Genomic DNA, 15,552 nt, shown 5'->3' with positions numbered 1-15,552 from the left:
CCGTCTAGATCATCGCCAGGGATCGTTCGCCGACCTCGCTGGACAAGGCGCCGGCGACGATCTCGAGGCCGCGCCGCAGGGTCTCGCGATCGGGAACCGCGCCCAGGCAGACGCGGACGCCGCACTCGTGGCCCGGCTCGACGACCGGGGCCGACGGCGGGGTGACCTCGGCCCCGCCGCGCAGGGCGCGGCCGGCCAGGCGCTCGGCCTCCAGCTCGCTCATCGGCAGCCAGACGTGCGGCGCCAGGTCCGAGCGGGGGTCTCGATCGCCGCGCCCAGGAGCTGGCGGGCCATCACCAGACGGGCGGCCGCCTCGTCGCGCACCTCGGCCAGGATGGTGTCGGCGGTGCCGTCCTCGATCCACTGGGTGGCGATCAGCCCGCCGAAGGCCGGCGGCGCGTAGGTCATCACCCGCACCGCGTCCAGCAGCCGCTCGAACTGTTCCGCGGCGGGCGCGACGATGAAGCCGGCGCGCAGGCCCGGCGCCAGGGTCTTGGACACGCCCGAGACGTAGAAGGTCCGCTGGGGGGCCAGCATGGCGAACGGCGGCGGCGCGTCCTGGGCGTAGGCGCCGTAGATGTCGTCCTCGACCAGGATCAGGTCGTGCTTGCGGGCGATGGCCACGATGGCGTCGCGGCGCGAGCGGCTCATGATCCGGCCGGTGGGGTTCTGCAGGGTCGGCAGCACCGCCAGCACCCGCGCGCCGGTGGCCAGGATCGCCTCTTCCAGGGCGTCGGGGCGCAGGCCCTCGGCGTCCATCGGCAGGCCCCGGACGCGCCAGCCGCTGTGCAGGGCCAGGGACTTCAGGCCGTGATAGGCCAGGGCCTCGGTCAGCAGCACCTCGCCCGGCCGCAGCAGGGCGCCCAGGGTCAGGGCCAGGCCTTGCTGGGCCCCGCCGCAGCAGATCAGCCGCCGCCAGTCGACGCTCTCATAGCTGCTGGTCCGCGCCAGCCACGCCGCCCCGGCCCGCCGCTGCGCCTCGTGGCCCATCGGCGGCGCATAGGCCAGGTGCTCGAGGAGGTCGGGCCGGCGGCGCACCCGCGCCAGGGCCTCGGCGATGCGCGTCCCGGCGGGCGACGACAGAGCGATGTTCTGGGCCAGGTTGATCGGCCCGTCGCGCTCGAAGGCCCGGTGGGCGGTGGGGGCGTTGACGAAGCTGCCCCGGCCGACATGGGCGCTGACCAACCCGGCCTTCTCGGCCTCGACATAGGCTCGCGTCACCGTGCCCAGCCCCACGCCCAGGCGATAGGCCAGGTCGCGCTGCGGCGGCAGGCGCACACCGGCGGTCAGCACCCCTGAGCCGATATCGGCCCGCAGCACCGACACCAGTCGCTCGTACAGCGGGGCGTCACCGTCGGGGATGACGGGCGTCCAGGTCGGTGGCACGCGCATGTCTCCTTTATTGTCACTATGACAATATGCAATTTGACTCATGATACAATGGAAATCATCACGGTGACACCTAGAGACACGGAGGCCGTGATGACCCCGGAATTGCTACTGGCTTATGTCCTGTTCTGTTTCGCCACGGCCGGCACGCCGGGCCCGAACAACATGATGTTGCTGGCCTCCGGGGCGAACTTCGGCTTCCGCCGCACGGTGCTGCACATCCTGGGGATCAGCTGCGGCCTGGGCTTCATGGTGCTGGCCATGGGGCTGGGCCTGGGCGGCGTCTTCCGCGCCTATCCGGTGCTACACGAGATCCTGCGCTGGGTCGGGGCGGCCTACATGCTGTGGCTAGCCTGGAAGATCGGGACGTCCGGATCCGTCAACGACAAGGCCCTGGGCAAGCCGATGACCTTCCTGCAGGCGGCGGCGTTCCAGTGGGTCAATCCCAAGGCCTGGGCCATGGCCCTGGGCGCGGTGACCACCTACGCGCCCGAGGGCTCGGGCTGGACCATCGTGCCGCTGCTGGCCGGGACCTTCATGCTGATCGGCGCGCCGTGCAGCGCCGCCTGGGCCGGGTTCGGCCAGGGCCTGCGGCCGTTCCTGGATCGCCCGGCCGTGCTGCGGACCTTCAATGTCACCATGGCCGTGCTGCTGGTGGTCTCGCTGTACCCGCTGGTCGTCGACCACAAGGCCGGCGCGGCGGCCAAGCCGGCGCCGCGCGAGGTGGCGATCGAGGCCCCGCCCCTGCCGGTGATGCGCTCGCACGGCTAGGGTCGGGCCACTCCGCCGCGGCGAGCCTCTGGACAGCGGTCGCGAAGCGCGGAAGCGTGCCGTTCGATCCAGTCCAGGGGGCTCAACCGTGACCGATTTCTTCCCGCACCGCCGTGGCCTGCTGGCCGGGGCCTTGGCGCTGGCCGCGACGCCCGCGCTCGTCGCACCGACCCTGGCCCGCGCCGAGACGACGACCACCACGACGATCAAGGTCGCCGACCGCGACGTCGAGCTGACCATCGTCCGACCGGACGCGCCCAAGGGCGTGGTGGTGTTCTCGCATGGGGCCGGCGCCTGGCCGGCGGGTTACGCCGCCCTGCTGGACCTATGGGCCAAGGCCGGCTTCCTGGTCGTCGCGCCGCTGCACGTCGATTCCCAGAAGCATCCCAAGCGCGCCGACTACACCCTGCAGACCGCGTTTCCGGCCCGGCTGGCCGACCTGGCCGCCGCGACCGCCTACGCCGCCCAGGCCGCGCCGGGCCTGCCGGTCGCGGCGGCCGGCCACTCGTACGGCTCGCTGATGTCGTTGATCCGCGGCGGGGCGCTGACGGGCATGGTCCCGGCCCAGGACCCCAACGTGAAGGCCGTGCTGTGCTTCTCCAGCGCCGGCGTCATCCGGGGCCTGATCACCCCGACCGCCTATCAGGGCGTCAAGGTCCCGATGCTGATGGTCACCGGCGACAAGGACGTCATGCCCGGCGTGTTCGACGACTGGCATGAGCATCTCTATCCGTTCGAGACCAGCCCGGCCGGCGACAAGTACGCCTGGATCGGCAAGGGCGTCGACCACGGCCTGGCCCACCACGCCGACGCCCCGGGCTTCGCCGAAGCCTCGGCGCTGAGCGTGATCTTCCTGAAGGCGCAGGTGCTGGGCGATGCGGCGGCCAGGGCGGCGCTGGCCGGCCAGGGGTCGACGGACGCGGCGGAGTTCAGGTGGCGGTAGGGTCGCCAAAAATCCTCCCCCTAGCGGGGGAGGTGTCGGCGCGCAGCGACGACGGAGGGGGAAGAAGCAAGCTCAGCAGCACTTCCCCCTCCGGCGCTTCGCGCCACCTCCCCCGCTAGGGGGAGGATTGAGAGACTAAGCCGCCGTCTTCACGCGTTCCGGGCCGATGCCCAGGAAGTCGCGCTTGCCCAACGGGACGCCCTGGTTGCGCAGGATGTCGTAGGCGGTGACGACGTGGAACTGGAAGTTCGGGATCACGAACTCCAGCAGATAGTCCAGGCCCGTGAAGCCCAGGGTGATCGACGGCCCGGCCGGGACCGTGACCTCGCGGGTCTCGGCGCCCTCGAAGGCCGAAGCCGGGACGCTCTCGACATAGGCCAGGGTCTTGGCGATGCGCGCCTGCAGCTGGGCGAAGGTGGTCTCGTCGTCGGCGTAGCTGGGCGCGTCGACGGCGGCCAGGCGGGCGATCGCGCCCTTGGCGGTGTCGGAGGCGCGCTGGATCTGGCCGCTCAGCGGCAGCATGTCCTCGAACAGGCGGGCGGCGACATAGGCGTCCGGGCTGGCGCCCGAGGCCTCGGCATGGGCCTTGGCCTTGTCGAGCAGGGCCGACAGCGTCTTGAGGCCGCGCGCGATCGAGGTCACGGCGACCTGCTGGATGGAGACGGACATGGAGATAACCCTCGCTAATCCCGGCCCCTCCGGCCGAGCTGCCCAGCGAGTTAGACACGCTTATGAGCGTTTTCAATAAAGACCGATGACAATTCCTGTCAGTAGTGGAAGTCGCTCATCGCCACTACCGTTTCCCCGGCGAAAGCCGGGGCCCAGATTCATCCAGAAAGGCTGGGGCTGACGCGCCCTTTCGCCCTGCCGTCCCCTGGACGCCCGGGTTCGATCTGGGCCCCGGCTTTCGCCGGGGAGAGCGGATCTGGGGAGCTCAAAAAAGCCGAAAGCCGGTCAGGCCTCCGCCCCCACCCTGATGCGGCCGCCCTCGGCGACCAGGGCGTCGATGCGGTCGGCCGGGGTCGGCGGGCTGAACAGGAAGCCCTGGGCCTGGGCGCAGCCGATCTCGCGCAGCTGCTGGCGTTGCCGGTTGGTCTCGACGCCCTCGGCGATCACCGACAGGCTCAACGCCTTGGCCAGGCGCACGATGGCCGCGACCACCGCCCCGGCCTCCTCGTCCTCGCCCAGCGGGGTGATGAAGCTGCGGTCGATCTTGATCTTGTCGATCGGATAGCGCCGCAGATAGCTCAGCGAGCTGTAACCGGTGCCGAAGTCGTCCAGGGCCAGCGAGAAGCCCATGGCCCGCAGGCGGGCGATCGCCCGGTGCGTGGTCTCGTCGTCGCCCAGCAGGGCGCCTTCGGTGATCTCCAGCTCGATGCCCTTGGCCCGAGCGCCCGTCTCGGCCAGCAGCGCCGCGACCTGGTCGGGAAAATCGGCCTGCCGCATCTGCAGGGCCGAGACATTGACGGCGACCTTCAGCCCCTTCCAGCGGCGGCTGTCGGTGAAGGCGCGGCGCATGACCAGGCGGCCCAGCTCGTCGATCAGGCCGCAGTCCTCGGCCAGGGGCACGAAGGCCGAGGGCGAGATCGGGCCCTTCACCGGGTGGGTCCAGCGGGCCAGAGCCTCGACCCCGACCACCCGGCCGGTCGCGTTGACCTGCGGCTGGTAGGCCAGCCAGACGCCGCCGTCGCCGAGGGCGGCGCGCAGGTCGGCCTCCAACCCGCGCCGGGCCTTCAGCGCCGCGTCCATCTCGGCCTCGAAGAAGCAGTAGCGGCCGCGGCCCTCGTCCTTGGCGCGGTACATGGCCACGTCGGCGCGGCGGGCGGCCTCGACGGCGCCGACATGGCCTTCGGCGCGGTCGATCAGGGCCACGCCGACCGAGCCACCGACGAACACCGCCCCGCACGACAGCTCTACGGGCGCGCTCATGGCCTGGACCAGCCGCTCGGCGAGGGCGGCCGCGCCGTTCGGCTCGAGGTCGACGGCGACGACGGCGAACTCGTCGCCGCCCAGCCGCGCCACGGTCTCGCCGGCCCGGCACAGGGCCTGCAGCCGCTTGGCCATCGCCTGGATCAGCTCGTCCCCGGCCGCGTGGCCGTGGGTGTCGTTGACCGCCTTGAAGCGGTCGAGGTCGATGGCCAGCACCGCCATGGCCTGGCGGCGACGTGGCAGGCCGTCGATCGCCTGGCGCAGGCGCTCCTCGAACAGCACCCGATTGGGCAGGCCGGTCAGGGCGTCGTGCAGCGCCATGTGCTTGGCCCGCGCCTCGCTGGCGACCAGGCCCTCGGCGATCTTGCGGCTGCGGCGGGCGAAGACGATCACCGCCACGCCCAGGCCGCCGACCACCAGCAGGATCGGCAGCACGGCCTTGCGCAGCAGGCGCTGGCCCGGATGCGGCGGCTGCCAGTCCAGGGTGGCCACGACCTGGCCCTTCAGGTTCGTCAGGGGCAGGTGGGCGTCGTCGCGCTCGGCGGTGGCGTCGCTCGCATGCAGGTGGACGCCGGGCAGCAGGAAGCGGCTGGCGAAGCCGTCCAGGAACGCCGCGTCCAGCTTCAGCGCCGTCAGCACCACCGGGGCGCGCGCGTGGCGGACCAGGGCCTTGCCGAAGTCGGACTGCACCAGGCTGGCGGTGACCAGGTAGGCGTCGCCGTCCAGGCGCTCGATCGCGCTGACCTGGATGGGTCGCGAGACCATGTCGCCGTCCGGGCGCGGCCCGGTCGGGCGCGGCGTGGCGGCCTCGCGCTGGCGCAGCCGGTCCAGGATCGGCGCCAGGGTCGCGGCGTTGTGGTCGTACCAGGCGCTGGACGTCGGCTGGCCCAGGCGCTCGTTGAACACCGGCCGGCTGGCGTGATCCAGCACGATGATCTGGTCGAACCCGGCCTGCCCCACCAGGTAGGTGCCGATGTTCTCGTGCGCCCACTGCGGGTCGTAACGGTTGTCCAGATGCTCGACGGCCTCGTCCCAGCCGACCTCTGACCAGATCGTCCGCTCGATGTCGGCGACCTTGGCCTGCATGCCGCGCGCGACCAGGGCCTGCTCGTGCTCCAGGGCGTCGCGGTCGACGCGGGCGGCGGACATGGCCAGCACCACGACCAGCAGGCCGACGGTCAGCATGGCCATCCCCGCCAGGGGCGCCGACAGACGGGTCTCGATGCGCTTCATCTTTAGCGAAAGGGCCCGCAGGTTCGCTCGAAGGAGGCGGCACCCTGCGCGGACAATGGCTAAGCTGCGGCTAACGGGCGTTCGCACACACCCCAAACCGGGTTTCGCCCCCGATCCATTCCCTTCGCGGGGGAAAGGCTCTACAGAGACCGACCGTTCATTTCAGCCGTGCGAACAGCCCCCTTGCGACTGCCCCAGGCCCGCCTCGACCAGGTTCTCGACCGCTTCCGCGAAGTGGAGGCGCGCATGGGCGCGGCCACCGACGGCGCCGAGATCGTCAAGCTCTCCAAGGAACACGCCGAGCTGCGCCCGGTCGCCGAGGCCGTCGAGCGCCTGGCCAAGCTGAGCGCCGAGCGCGCCGAGCTGGACGTCATGGCCGCCGATCCCGAGATGGCCGACATGGTCAAGGACGAGATCGAGGCCCTGGACGAGAAGCTGCCGGTCCTGGAGCGCGAGCTGGCCCTGATGCTGGCGCCCAAGGACAAGGACGAGAACGCCTCGGCCATCCTGGAAGTGCGGGCCGGCACCGGTGGCGACGAGGCGGCCCTGTTCGCCGGCGACCTGTTCCGCATGTACCAGCGCTACGCCCAGACCCAGGGCTGGCGCGTCGAGATCGACAGCATCTCGGAAGGCGAGATGGGCGGCTACAAGGAAATCGTCGCCTCGATCACCGGCGACGGCGTGTTCGGCCGGCTGAAGTTCGAAAGCGGCGTGCACCGCGTGCAGCGCGTGCCGGCCACCGAAGCGCAGGGCCGCATCCACACCTCGGCCGCCACCGTCGCGGTGCTGCCGGAAGCCGAGGACGTCGAGATCGACATCAAGGAAAGCGACCTGCGGATCGACACCTATCGCTCATCGGGCGCGGGCGGTCAGCACGTCAACAAGACCGACTCCGCCGTACGCATCACCCACTTGCCGACCGGCGTGGTGGTGACCAGCTCGGAAAAGTCGCAGCACCAGAACCGCGCCCGGGCCATGAAGAACCTGAAGGCGCGCCTCTACGACATGCAGCGCGAGGCCCTGGACAGCGCCCGCTCCGAGGCCCGCAAGAGCCAGGTCGGCAGCGGCGATCGCTCGGAACGCATCCGCACCTACAACTTCCCGCAGGGCCGGGTGACCGACCACCGGATCAACCTGACCCTCTACAACCTGTCGCGGATCATCGAGGGCGACGCCCTGGACGACGTGATCAACCCGCTGATCGCCGAGGACCAGGCCGAACGCCTGGCCAGCCTCGAGGAAAGCTTCGGCTGATGGCCTGGAGCATGATCTTGCCCGAAAACCGGTTCCCACTTTTCGGGATCATGCTCTGATGGCCTTCACCCGGACCTATGACGAGGGCGAACCCCAGCGGGTCAACAAGTGGCTGGCTCAGAGCGGCGTCTGCTCGCGACGCGAGGCCGAAGCGCTGATCGCCAACGGCCTGGTCTCGATCGACGGCGAAGTGGTCGAGGACGTCGGCCGCAAGATCCTGCCGGGCCAGACCCTGGTCCTGGCCGACCGCGCCACGGCCCAGCTGGACGCGGCCGTGACCTACATGGTCCACAAGCCCAAGGGCGTGGTCTCGGCCCAGCCGGATCCCGGCCAAGTGCCGGCCGCGCGCCTGCTGACCCGCCAGAACCAGTGGGGCGTCGACAAGGTCGCCATCCCCCAGTCGGGCGACCTGCTGCCGCCGATCGGCCGGCTGGACAAGGACTCGCGCGGCCTCCTGCTGCTGTCCGCCGACGGCGTGGTGGCCAAGGCCGTGATCGGCCCGCAATCGGACCTCGAGAAGGAATACCGCGTCGCCGTCATGGGCGAACTGACCGAGGAAAAGATCGAGCTGCTGCGCTTCGGCCTGGAGCTGGACGGCCGCGAGCTGCGCCCCGCCGAGGTCGAGGTCATCTCCGACCAGCGCCTGCGCTTCGTGCTGCGCGAGGGCCGCAACCGCCAGATCCGCCGCATGTGCGAGCTGGTCGACCTCAAGGTCGTCGACCTGTTCCGCGTCCGCATCGGCCCGCTGGACCTGGGCGACATGCCCGAGGGCCGCTGGCGACCGCTGACCAGCGCCGAACGCGCGGCGCTGATCAACGGCTAGGCCATAGCCTCACTCGGCCAGGGCCGGCTCCAGCACCTTCAGCGGTTCCGGCCCCGACACCTTGTCGTACAGCATCCGTTGGTCATAGGTCGAATACTGCACCTCCGACACGATCGAGCCGTCCAGGCGGAACAAGGCGATCCGCACCTGGCGCGACCAGATGGCCACCAGGTCGGAATGCGGCAGCTCGATCGTCACCGTCTTGGAGACCTCGGTCGACGACGTCGACGAGTGGTCCGTGGTCAGCGAGAACGACTGGGTGAAGGACGCGCTCACGCCCAAGCTCAGGGCGTCCAGCGCCAAGCCGACATTGCAGTCCACGGTCAGCGACGTCTGCTCGGTGAAACTGGTCGAGTCGGTCTTGCTGACCCCGGCGACCTGGGTGATCGACTGGGATCCGCCCTCCGGCGCGCTCCAGGTCGAGTCGCAACGCCACAGGGGCTCACAGGCCACGAAGTAGAACGGGCTCACCATCGACTGGTCGGGATAGGCGGCGTCCGCGGCGATGCCGGTGAAGGGCACGATGGCGACCTTCTTCAGGCCGGGCGCGGTCTCGTCGTCGGAGGTGACGTCCGGGTCGTAGACCGGGCTGCTGTGGATCTCCTGCACCGGCAAGGACGCGACACCCAGCTTCAGCAACCTGGCGGGCTCCTGCCCCTGTTCGCTCAGGACGGTCTGAGGGACCATCCACATCACGCGCTCCCTGGCGGGCGGCGGCTTGCTGGGCATGATCGGCCGCGCCAGGTTGCCGTTGTTGCGCCATATCCAGTCCCGGTGCCAAGCGTCGGTGCGATCGGCGGGCTCCAGGTACTCGTTCTTCACGCACCAATAGTGCTCGTAGACCGGCTGATCGAAGCCGAAGCAGATGCCCAGGGCGGTGTAGCCCGGCGGCGGGATCAGACGCCAGTAGCTGAAGGGCGCCCCTTGGGCCCCGTCGTTGTTCAGGATCCACTCGTGGCCCACCGGATGGCGCAGGCAGTCCGGCTTGCTGGGATCGGGGGCCAGCAGCAGCTGTCCGGCGGCCAGGACCAGGTCGTGGCGGCCGTCGCCGGCGACGATCACGTCGCCCAGTGGCCGAAAGTCGCCGTCCTCGCCCCGGAACCGGAAGAAAGCGACGTTCGGATACTGTTCGCCGCGCTCGACGAAGGGCCTGGCATTCCAGACCATGTCGAAACTGCGCTCCAGCGGCGTGGGCTTGAGCTGGAACGGCGGGAACAGCACGCCGCGATTTTGGAAGTCGCCTGCTTGGATCGCCTCGCGGACAACATCCTCGGGGTTCAGGGCGGGGTCGGGTTGAGATGACATGGGCGTGCTCGCTTGGACAGGCGCCGTCTTTTCGGGACGGCGCGCGGCGGATTGAGGTCTGAGCGTTCGAGCGTCGCGCCTACTGGCACTGACAGGTGCAGCGGGTTGGATTGCCGACGGGCACCGGGTGCATGACGGCCCTCTGCCCGACCGGACAATGGCCGGCGACAGGCCTGCATTGGTTACGTCGCGCATCCCATGCGGCGGTGCAGTTGTTCGGAACCGGCCCCGCCGCCGGAACCTGACTGGCCGCCGGCGGTTTGGGGGCCTTCTCCGGCAGTCCGGCGGAAGCGTTTCCGCCCCCCAACGCCATCACGGCCGAGAGCGCGATCAGTCCGGCGCGCGCGGCGCGAAAGCGGCGAAATCCTTGGATCGGCATCAACCCCTCCTGTCAGTCGATGAAACGCCGCCCGTCTCGGACGAAAAAGGCGGATGGCGACAAGCTACCTATAGTTTCAATTCTCGCGCACTCGCCTCGCTACCCATCCTGCGTTTTTCTCGCTAAGATTGTGTCGCTAGATCTAGCGACAGCGCCTCTGCTCGCGTCGCGTAAAGCACCAGGCGACCCAAACGGAACCGGGATGGAGACGATGATCTTGGAGATCACCCGCGCATCGCTGGCCTATGTGCGCGATACGGTCGCGATCACGCGCGGCCAGCACGCCGACCTCCTGGACGCCCTGATCTTCACCGCGACGCTCGACGCCAACATGAGGCCGGTCAATCGCGACCAGGCGCTGTGCGCCCTGTTCGGGGGCGTGGACGTCTCCGCGCCCGACGCCCTGCGGCGGCGGGTCAGCATCAACGCCGTGGCCCAATCCCTGCGCATGCCGTTCGAGACCGTGCGCCGCCGGCTTGTGAACATGGCGGGGGCCGGCCTGGTGTCGATCGATCCGGACGGCGTCATCGTGCCGCGCGGTGTGGTGACCTCGGCCGTCTACATGGCCGAGCAGCGCGACCGCTATGATCGGGGACGACGGTTCTACGAGACGCTCAAGGCCTTGAACGTGCTGGACGACGGCGAGGCCGCGCCGCCGACGCCCGAGCCGCCGGTGCGGGCCGCCAACCGGGCGCTGTCGGAATATACGCTGCGCGCCTGCAACGACCTGATCGCCCTGACCGGCAACATGATCAGCAGCCGCGTGCTGCTGGAGCTGGCGCTGGCCAGCACGCACGGCATGGACGCCGAACACCTGAAGGCCTGGACCCGAAACCCGACGGGCGTCGGCCGCCCCATTCGGGGCGTCGCCCTGTCCCCGCGGATCGAGAGTTCCGGCGAGACCATCCGGCGGCATCTGCTCATCCTGCAGGCGCAGGGCTTTTGCCGGCGCATGCCCGGCGGCCTGGTCGCGACGGCGCCCGCCGCGCTGGCCCCGCGCCTGGCCGCCCTGGTCGAGGCCAATCGCGGGAACGTGCAGCGCCTCTTCGCCCAACTGCGCCAGCTGGGCGTCCTGGCGGCCTGGGATCGCGAGGTGGCGGGACCCCAGGTCCTGCCTGCGGCCTGTGTTGCGGCTCGCAACTAGGCCGAAACGATCCGCGCCCTCCTCCCGCCATGCCGGTCCGCGACGGTGTCCCCTCGACAGCATCAAGGACCTCCATGACGGATCTCCATCGGCGCGGCCTGCTGGCCCTGGGTCTGGCGACGGGCGCGGCGGCCGGCGCGGCGGCCGAAGCTTCCGCGGCCGAGACGCGCGCGCGCCAGCTGAACCCCGGCCCGACCCTGACCCCCGCCGTGACGGAGGGGCCCTACTACCTGGCCGGCGCGCCGGCGCGGGGCGACATCCGCGAGGGCCTGCCGGGCCTGGCGGTCGAGCTGCGCTTTCACGTGTTCGACGAGACCGGCGCGCCGCTGCCTCTGGCGCGGGTCGACGTCTGGCACTGCGACGCCCAGGGGCGCTATTCCGGCTTCGGCGACGCGCCCGGCCGCGAGCCGCCCGCGGCGCTGAAGGCCGCCCGCTTCCTGCGCGGCGTCCAGCCGGTCGACGACGGCGGCGTGGCGACGTTCAGGACCGTCTACCCCGGCTGGTACGAGGGCCGCACGACCCACATCCACTACAAGGTCTGGCTGGACGGGCGGACGCTGCTGACCTCGCAGGTGTTCCTGCCCGACGCCCTCAACGAGTTCCTCTACCTGCAGGCCGCCGACTACAGGCGCGAGCGCGCGCGCGACACACTGAACCGCAACGACGGCATAGCCCGGCAAGGCGGCGAGGCGACCTTCGCCGCGGTGGCGCAGGGTGACGATCGGTTCCGCGTCGACTTCGACGTCGTGGTCGACCGCCAGGCTCGCCCGCGCGCCGAGGGCGGTTCCCCCGGCGGCCCTCCGCCCGGCCTCTCCGTCGACGGCCTGCCGCCCGACTTCCCCGGCGAGGGTCCCGGAGGCGGTCCCGGCCGTCGCCCGTCCTTGACCGGCGAGGCCCGTGTCGCGGCCCTCTTGCCCAAGGCCTCCACCTGAAGCGCGTCGGCGCCGTTTCTGGCCTGCATCAAGTCGTCGAGTTCGATACGGCGCCGATACATATGGGCCCTCGTTGGACCGCAACTTTCGGGTTGGATGCAGCCACCTGACGATGAGTGCGGAGAGGGTCATGGCCAAGGACACCGACGGGCGGCGCGCGAGCTCGGTCGACCACCATGTGGGCGCCCGGGTGCGGATGCGGCGCAAGCTGATCGGCGTGAGCCAGGAACAGCTGGCCGACGCCCTGGAGCTGACCTTCCAGCAGGTCCAGAAGTACGAGCGCGGCGAGAACCGGATCAGCGCGTCCAAGCTCTACCGGATCGCGTCCCTGCTGGGGACCGACGTGAGCTACTTCTTCGACGGCCTGCCCGATCCGGCCGAGCCCGACGGTCCCGGCGCCCAGGCCGACCGCGCGGTGCACACCTTCCTGCAGACCGCCGAGGGCCTGCAACTGGCCGAGCTGTTCCCCCGCATCGCCCCCGGCCGGGTGCGCCGGCAACTGGTCGACCTGGTGCGGGTGATGGCGGACGAGGCTTAGGGGGCGCTCACCCAGCGCCAGAGCAGCCCACTATCCGCTCATCCCCGCGAAAGCGGGGACCCAACCGGAGCATCCGCCCCAAGCCTCGCTTCAAGAACATTCGCCTTCCTAGGCCTTGTGCCCAGGACCCATGGCGGCGCCAGGCTCCGCCCTTCCAAGAGGAAGCGCCAGCGTGGGCGCGCACCGATCAGCTCGATCGTCGCGGAACGCTGGGTCCTAGGCACAAGGCCTAGGAAGACAAGGATTGAGCGCTGCTTGGGTCCCCGCTTTCGCAGGGATGAGCGGTTTGAAGCGGAGGGCTAGCCCCTACTCCGCCGCGACCTTCGCCGCAGCCTCGGCGGTGTCCTTCGCCGCCTGGAGTTCGGCGGCCTTCTTCTCGACCAGCTCGACGATGTGGTCGATCATGCCGTCGTTGGATTGCTTGTGGTCGGGCTTGCCGGCCATGTAGACCATGCCCGCGCCCGCGCCGCCGCCGGTGAAGCCGATGTCGGTCATCAGGGCCTCGCCGGGGCCATTGACCACGCAGCCGATAATCGACAGCGACATGGGCTGGGCGATATGGGCCAGCCGCGCCTCGAGGGCCTCGACCGTCTTGATGACGTTGAAGCCCTGCCGCGCGCACGACGGGCAGGCGATGATGTTGACGCCCCGGTGGCGCAGGCCCAGCGACTTCAGGATGTCGAAGCCGACCTTGATCTCTTCCACGGGATCGGCGGCCAGGCTGACCCGGATGGTGTCGCCGATGCCGGCCCACAGCATCGAGCCGATGCCGATCGAGCTCTTCACCGTGCCGGTGCGCGTGGCCCCGGCCTCGGTGACGCCCAGGTGCAGCGGGCAGTCGATCGCCTCGGCCAGCTGGTAGTAGGCGGCCACGGTCATGAACGGGTCGGACGCCTTCACCGAGATCTTGAACTCGTGGAAGTCGTGGTCCTGCAGGATGCGGGCGTGGTTCAGGGCGCTCTCGACCATCGCCTCGGGGCACGGCTCGCCGTACTTTTCCAGCAGTTCGCGCTCCAGCGAGCCGGCGTTGACGCCGATGCGCATCGAGCAGCCGTGGTCGCGGGCGGCCTGGATCACGTCGCGTACGCGGTCGGGGCTGCCGATATTGCCCGGATTGATCCGCAGGCAGGCCGCGCCCGCCTGGGCCGCCTCGATGCCGCGCTTGTAGTGGAAGTGGATGTCGGCCACGAGCGGGACCTTGGCCTCGCGGGCGATGGTCTTGAAGGCGGCCGTGCTCTCGACGTCCGGGCAGCTGACGCGAACGATGTCGGCGCCGGCCTCCTCCAGCTGGCGGATCTGCTCCAGCGTCGCGGCGGCGTCGCTGGTCAGGGTGTTGGTCATCGACTGGACGGTGATCGGCGCGTCGCCGCCCACCTCGACATTGCCGACGCGGATCTTGCGCGATTGCCGGCGCGTGATCATGCGCCAGGGACGGACGTGCGTGTGGTCTGCGGCCATGGGGGTAATTTAGAGCTTATCGAGAGGGAACTGAAGGGTTTCCCTGGCTAATTTCGCCATTCCCAAGCCCACTTCCCCGGCGAAAGCCGGGGCCCAGTTCCATCCGGAGCGGCTGGGGATGACGCGCCAAGGCCCGGCGCGAACCTTTCGAGACCCTGGGTTCGATCTGGGCCCCGGCTTTCGCCGGGGAGACGGGCTACTGGGGTTTGGGCGCCGTGGGCTGCGGAGCGCTCACCGCCGGAGCCGCCGACGGCGCAACCGGCTTCGGCGCGACGGCGACGGGCGCCGCCGGCGGCGGGATCAGCTTGCCCAGCGCGGTCGAGTTCGACGGCAGGCGGCCGGTCAGCGCGCCGTTGCCATAGACATCGAACACCGCCGGATCCGAGACGTCGGCGATCAGGCCGGCCGTGCGCGGGGCGCGATAGGCCTCGCCGGCCGCCAGGGCGCGGGCGAAATAGACTTGGCCGTCGCCGCCGCGCACCACCAGGGTGGCGGCCTTGCGGGCCTGCAGGATGACGCCCGAGCTCTCGGCGGGCGAGGCGCCCATCACCGCGCCCTTGGGTTTGAACGGCGCGCCCAGATTGACCCGCAGCGCCGGATCGATGATCCCCGCCCGGGCCTCGGCCTCGGCGCGAGCCTTAGCGGCGGCCTTGGCCGCGTCGACCGAACCGCCGTTGGCGGCGGCGTCGTCGAGACCGGGGGTCTTGTAGGGTTCGGGCGTGGTCGACTCGACCGGGGCCGGCAGCGGCGCGCCCAGGGCGACCTGGCTGTTGCTGGCGTGAGCCTGGACCTGGGCCGAGGTGGCGGCGGAGGCCACCTGGGCTGGCGGCTCGTCCTTGGCGATGGCGCGCTGGGCCAGGTTCCACAGCAGGATGGCGCCCACCACCAGCACGCCGCCAGCGAAGATCATGGCCAGGCGCGGATCGCGCTCGCGGCGGACGCCGACCGGCGCGCGCAGCTCGCCGCCCTCGTCGGGAGCATCGGCCTTGAAGCGACTCACGGCCGCCTCGGGGTCCAGACCCAGCAGGCTGGCATAGGCGCGGATATAGCCGATGGTGAAGGGACGCGAGGGCAGCTCGTCGAGGCGCATCTCCTCCAGCGCCTCGATATAGCTCTGGCGGATGCGGGTGGCCTCGGCGACGGTCTGGGCGCTCATGCCACGGGCGGTCCGCGCGGACCTCAGGGCCTGACCGATGTCGGCGCCGTCGTCCAGCGAGGGCTGACGAACAACCACTGGGGCGTCCACTGGGGCGTCAGGGATTGGCGCATCGGAAACCGACGCATCAGGGATCGGCGTATCCAGGACCGGCGCGTCATGCGCTTCGGTCGCGACGTCATCGGCGTCGGCGACCAGACGCAACCGCCTCACATTGCCCATATCCAGCGGCATGGCGAGTAAGCAGCCCCACAAAAACACGCCTCGGCGCGCATCCCGAAAACCGACGATGCGCGAA

At 70.4% G+C, this 15,552-nt stretch carries 14 protein-coding genes and 1 pseudogene; 7 read left to right on the top strand and 8 right to left on the bottom strand.

Annotation, left to right across the window (positions count from 1 at the left end):
• Positions 1-4: 4 nt before the first annotated feature.
• Together MZV50_RS05965 and MZV50_RS05960 are read right to left on the bottom strand one after the other, a co-directional pair.
• On the bottom strand, positions 5-223 hold the full coding sequence (locus tag MZV50_RS05965) for a hypothetical protein (RefSeq protein ID WP_252633502.1): 219 nt from the start codon (positions 221-223) through the stop codon (positions 5-7).
• On the bottom strand, positions 220-1,392 hold the full coding sequence (locus MZV50_RS05960; protein WP_252633501.1) for an aminotransferase-like domain-containing protein: 1,173 nt from the start codon (positions 1,390-1,392) through the stop codon (positions 220-222). The genes MZV50_RS05965 and MZV50_RS05960 overlap by 4 nt, the downstream gene beginning before the upstream one ends.
• A 90-nt stretch (positions 1,393-1,482) precedes the next feature.
• Between MZV50_RS05960 and MZV50_RS05955 the strand changes: the two genes are divergently transcribed.
• Positions 1,483-2,160, top strand: a complete 678-nt coding sequence (locus tag MZV50_RS05955) for a LysE family translocator (RefSeq protein ID WP_252633500.1) — start codon at positions 1,483-1,485, stop codon at positions 2,158-2,160.
• 88 nt (positions 2,161-2,248) lie between these two features.
• Positions 2,249-3,103, top strand: a complete 855-nt coding sequence (locus MZV50_RS05950) for a serine aminopeptidase domain-containing protein (protein WP_252633499.1) — start codon at positions 2,249-2,251, stop codon at positions 3,101-3,103.
• Between the two features lie 10 nt (positions 3,104-3,113).
• On the opposite strand, the pseudogene MZV50_RS26675 reads toward MZV50_RS05950, so the two are convergent.
• The 3 genes and pseudogenes from MZV50_RS26675 to MZV50_RS05940 all read right to left on the bottom strand — a co-directional run.
• Positions 3,114-3,232: pseudogene (locus MZV50_RS26675) on the bottom strand (hypothetical protein); the annotation flags it as partial.
• A gap of 6 nt (positions 3,233-3,238) precedes the next feature.
• Positions 3,239-3,772: a DUF1993 domain-containing protein gene (locus MZV50_RS05945; protein ID WP_252633498.1), complete on the bottom strand. Its 534-nt coding sequence runs from the start codon at positions 3,770-3,772 to the stop codon at positions 3,239-3,241.
• 285 nt (positions 3,773-4,057) lie between these two features.
• On the bottom strand, positions 4,058-6,265 hold the full coding sequence (locus tag MZV50_RS05940) for a putative bifunctional diguanylate cyclase/phosphodiesterase (RefSeq protein ID WP_252633497.1): 2,208 nt from the start codon (positions 6,263-6,265) through the stop codon (positions 4,058-4,060).
• A 183-nt stretch (positions 6,266-6,448) separates the two neighbouring features.
• Between MZV50_RS05940 and prfA the strand changes: the two genes are divergently transcribed.
• Complete coding sequence (prfA, locus tag MZV50_RS05935) at positions 6,449-7,519, top strand: peptide chain release factor 1 (protein ID WP_252633496.1); 1,071 nt, start codon at positions 6,449-6,451, stop codon at positions 7,517-7,519.
• Positions 7,520-7,577: 58 nt separating this feature from the next.
• Positions 7,578-8,342, top strand: coding sequence for a pseudouridine synthase (locus tag MZV50_RS05930; RefSeq protein ID WP_252633495.1), 765 nt, complete (start codon positions 7,578-7,580; stop codon positions 8,340-8,342).
• Positions 8,343-8,351: 9 nt separating this feature from the next.
• On the opposite strand, the gene MZV50_RS05925 is transcribed toward MZV50_RS05930, so the two are convergent.
• Positions 8,352-9,647, bottom strand: a complete 1,296-nt coding sequence (locus MZV50_RS05925) for a hypothetical protein (RefSeq protein ID WP_252633494.1) — start codon at positions 9,645-9,647, stop codon at positions 8,352-8,354.
• Positions 9,648-10,237: 590 nt separating this feature from the next.
• On the opposite strand from MZV50_RS05925, the gene MZV50_RS05920 reads away from it, so the two are divergent.
• The 3 genes from MZV50_RS05920 to MZV50_RS05910 all read left to right on the top strand — a co-directional run bounded on the left by MZV50_RS05920 (position 10,238) and on the right by MZV50_RS05910 (position 12,640).
• Complete coding sequence (locus tag MZV50_RS05920) at positions 10,238-11,170, top strand: hypothetical protein (RefSeq protein WP_252633493.1); 933 nt, start codon at positions 10,238-10,240, stop codon at positions 11,168-11,170.
• A 74-nt stretch (positions 11,171-11,244) separates the two neighbouring features.
• Positions 11,245-12,102: an intradiol ring-cleavage dioxygenase gene (locus MZV50_RS05915; RefSeq protein ID WP_252633492.1), complete on the top strand. Its 858-nt coding sequence runs from the start codon at positions 11,245-11,247 to the stop codon at positions 12,100-12,102.
• Positions 12,103-12,232: 130 nt separating this feature from the next.
• Complete coding sequence (locus MZV50_RS05910; RefSeq protein ID WP_252633491.1) at positions 12,233-12,640, top strand: helix-turn-helix domain-containing protein; 408 nt, start codon at positions 12,233-12,235, stop codon at positions 12,638-12,640.
• Between the two features lie 306 nt (positions 12,641-12,946).
• Here the strand turns inward: MZV50_RS05910 and ispG are convergent, their stop codons facing one another.
• A complete protein-coding gene (ispG, locus tag MZV50_RS05905; RefSeq protein WP_252633490.1) occupies positions 12,947-14,098 on the bottom strand; it encodes a flavodoxin-dependent (E)-4-hydroxy-3-methylbut-2-enyl-diphosphate synthase in 1,152 nt (383 codons plus the stop codon).
• Positions 14,099-14,294: 196 nt separating this feature from the next.
• Positions 14,295-15,488 carry a helix-turn-helix domain-containing protein gene (locus tag MZV50_RS05900; protein WP_252633489.1) on the bottom strand — a complete coding sequence of 398 codons (1,194 nt, stop codon included), beginning with the start codon at positions 15,486-15,488 and terminating at the stop codon, positions 14,295-14,297.
• Positions 15,489-15,552: the final 64 nt, after the last annotated feature.

This window comes from Caulobacter segnis, from assembly GCF_023935105.1.
Lineage (GTDB): Bacteria > Pseudomonadota > Alphaproteobacteria > Caulobacterales > Caulobacteraceae > Caulobacter > Caulobacter segnis_B.
This window is presented reverse-complemented; position numbering and strand designations above follow the sequence as displayed.

Excerpts from the sequence above, each read along its gene's own strand:
- MZV50_RS05965 (WP_252633502.1), bottom strand. The coding sequence starts at position 223 with ATGAGCGAGCTGGAGGCCGAGCGCCTGGCCGGCCGCGCCCTGCGCGGC.
- MZV50_RS05960 (WP_252633501.1), bottom strand. The coding sequence starts at position 1,392 with ATGCGCGTGCCACCGACCTGGACGCCCGTCATCCCCGACGGTGACGCC.
- MZV50_RS05955 (WP_252633500.1), top strand. The coding sequence starts at position 1,483 with ATGACCCCGGAATTGCTACTGGCTTATGTCCTGTTCTGTTTCGCCACG.
- MZV50_RS05945 (WP_252633498.1), bottom strand. The coding sequence starts at position 3,772 with ATGTCCGTCTCCATCCAGCAGGTCGCCGTGACCTCGATCGCGCGCGGC.
- MZV50_RS05940 (WP_252633497.1), bottom strand. The coding sequence starts at position 6,265 with ATGAAGCGCATCGAGACCCGTCTGTCGGCGCCCCTGGCGGGGATGGCC.
- MZV50_RS05930 (WP_252633495.1), top strand. The coding sequence starts at position 7,578 with ATGGCCTTCACCCGGACCTATGACGAGGGCGAACCCCAGCGGGTCAAC.
- MZV50_RS05925 (WP_252633494.1), bottom strand. The coding sequence starts at position 9,647 with ATGTCATCTCAACCCGACCCCGCCCTGAACCCCGAGGATGTTGTCCGC.
- MZV50_RS05920 (WP_252633493.1), top strand. The coding sequence starts at position 10,238 with ATGATCTTGGAGATCACCCGCGCATCGCTGGCCTATGTGCGCGATACG.
- MZV50_RS05915 (WP_252633492.1), top strand. The coding sequence starts at position 11,245 with ATGACGGATCTCCATCGGCGCGGCCTGCTGGCCCTGGGTCTGGCGACG.
- MZV50_RS05910 (WP_252633491.1), top strand. The coding sequence starts at position 12,233 with ATGGCCAAGGACACCGACGGGCGGCGCGCGAGCTCGGTCGACCACCAT.
- ispG (WP_252633490.1), bottom strand. The coding sequence starts at position 14,098 with ATGGCCGCAGACCACACGCACGTCCGTCCCTGGCGCATGATCACGCGC.
- MZV50_RS05900 (WP_252633489.1), bottom strand. The coding sequence starts at position 15,488 with ATGCCGCTGGATATGGGCAATGTGAGGCGGTTGCGTCTGGTCGCCGAC.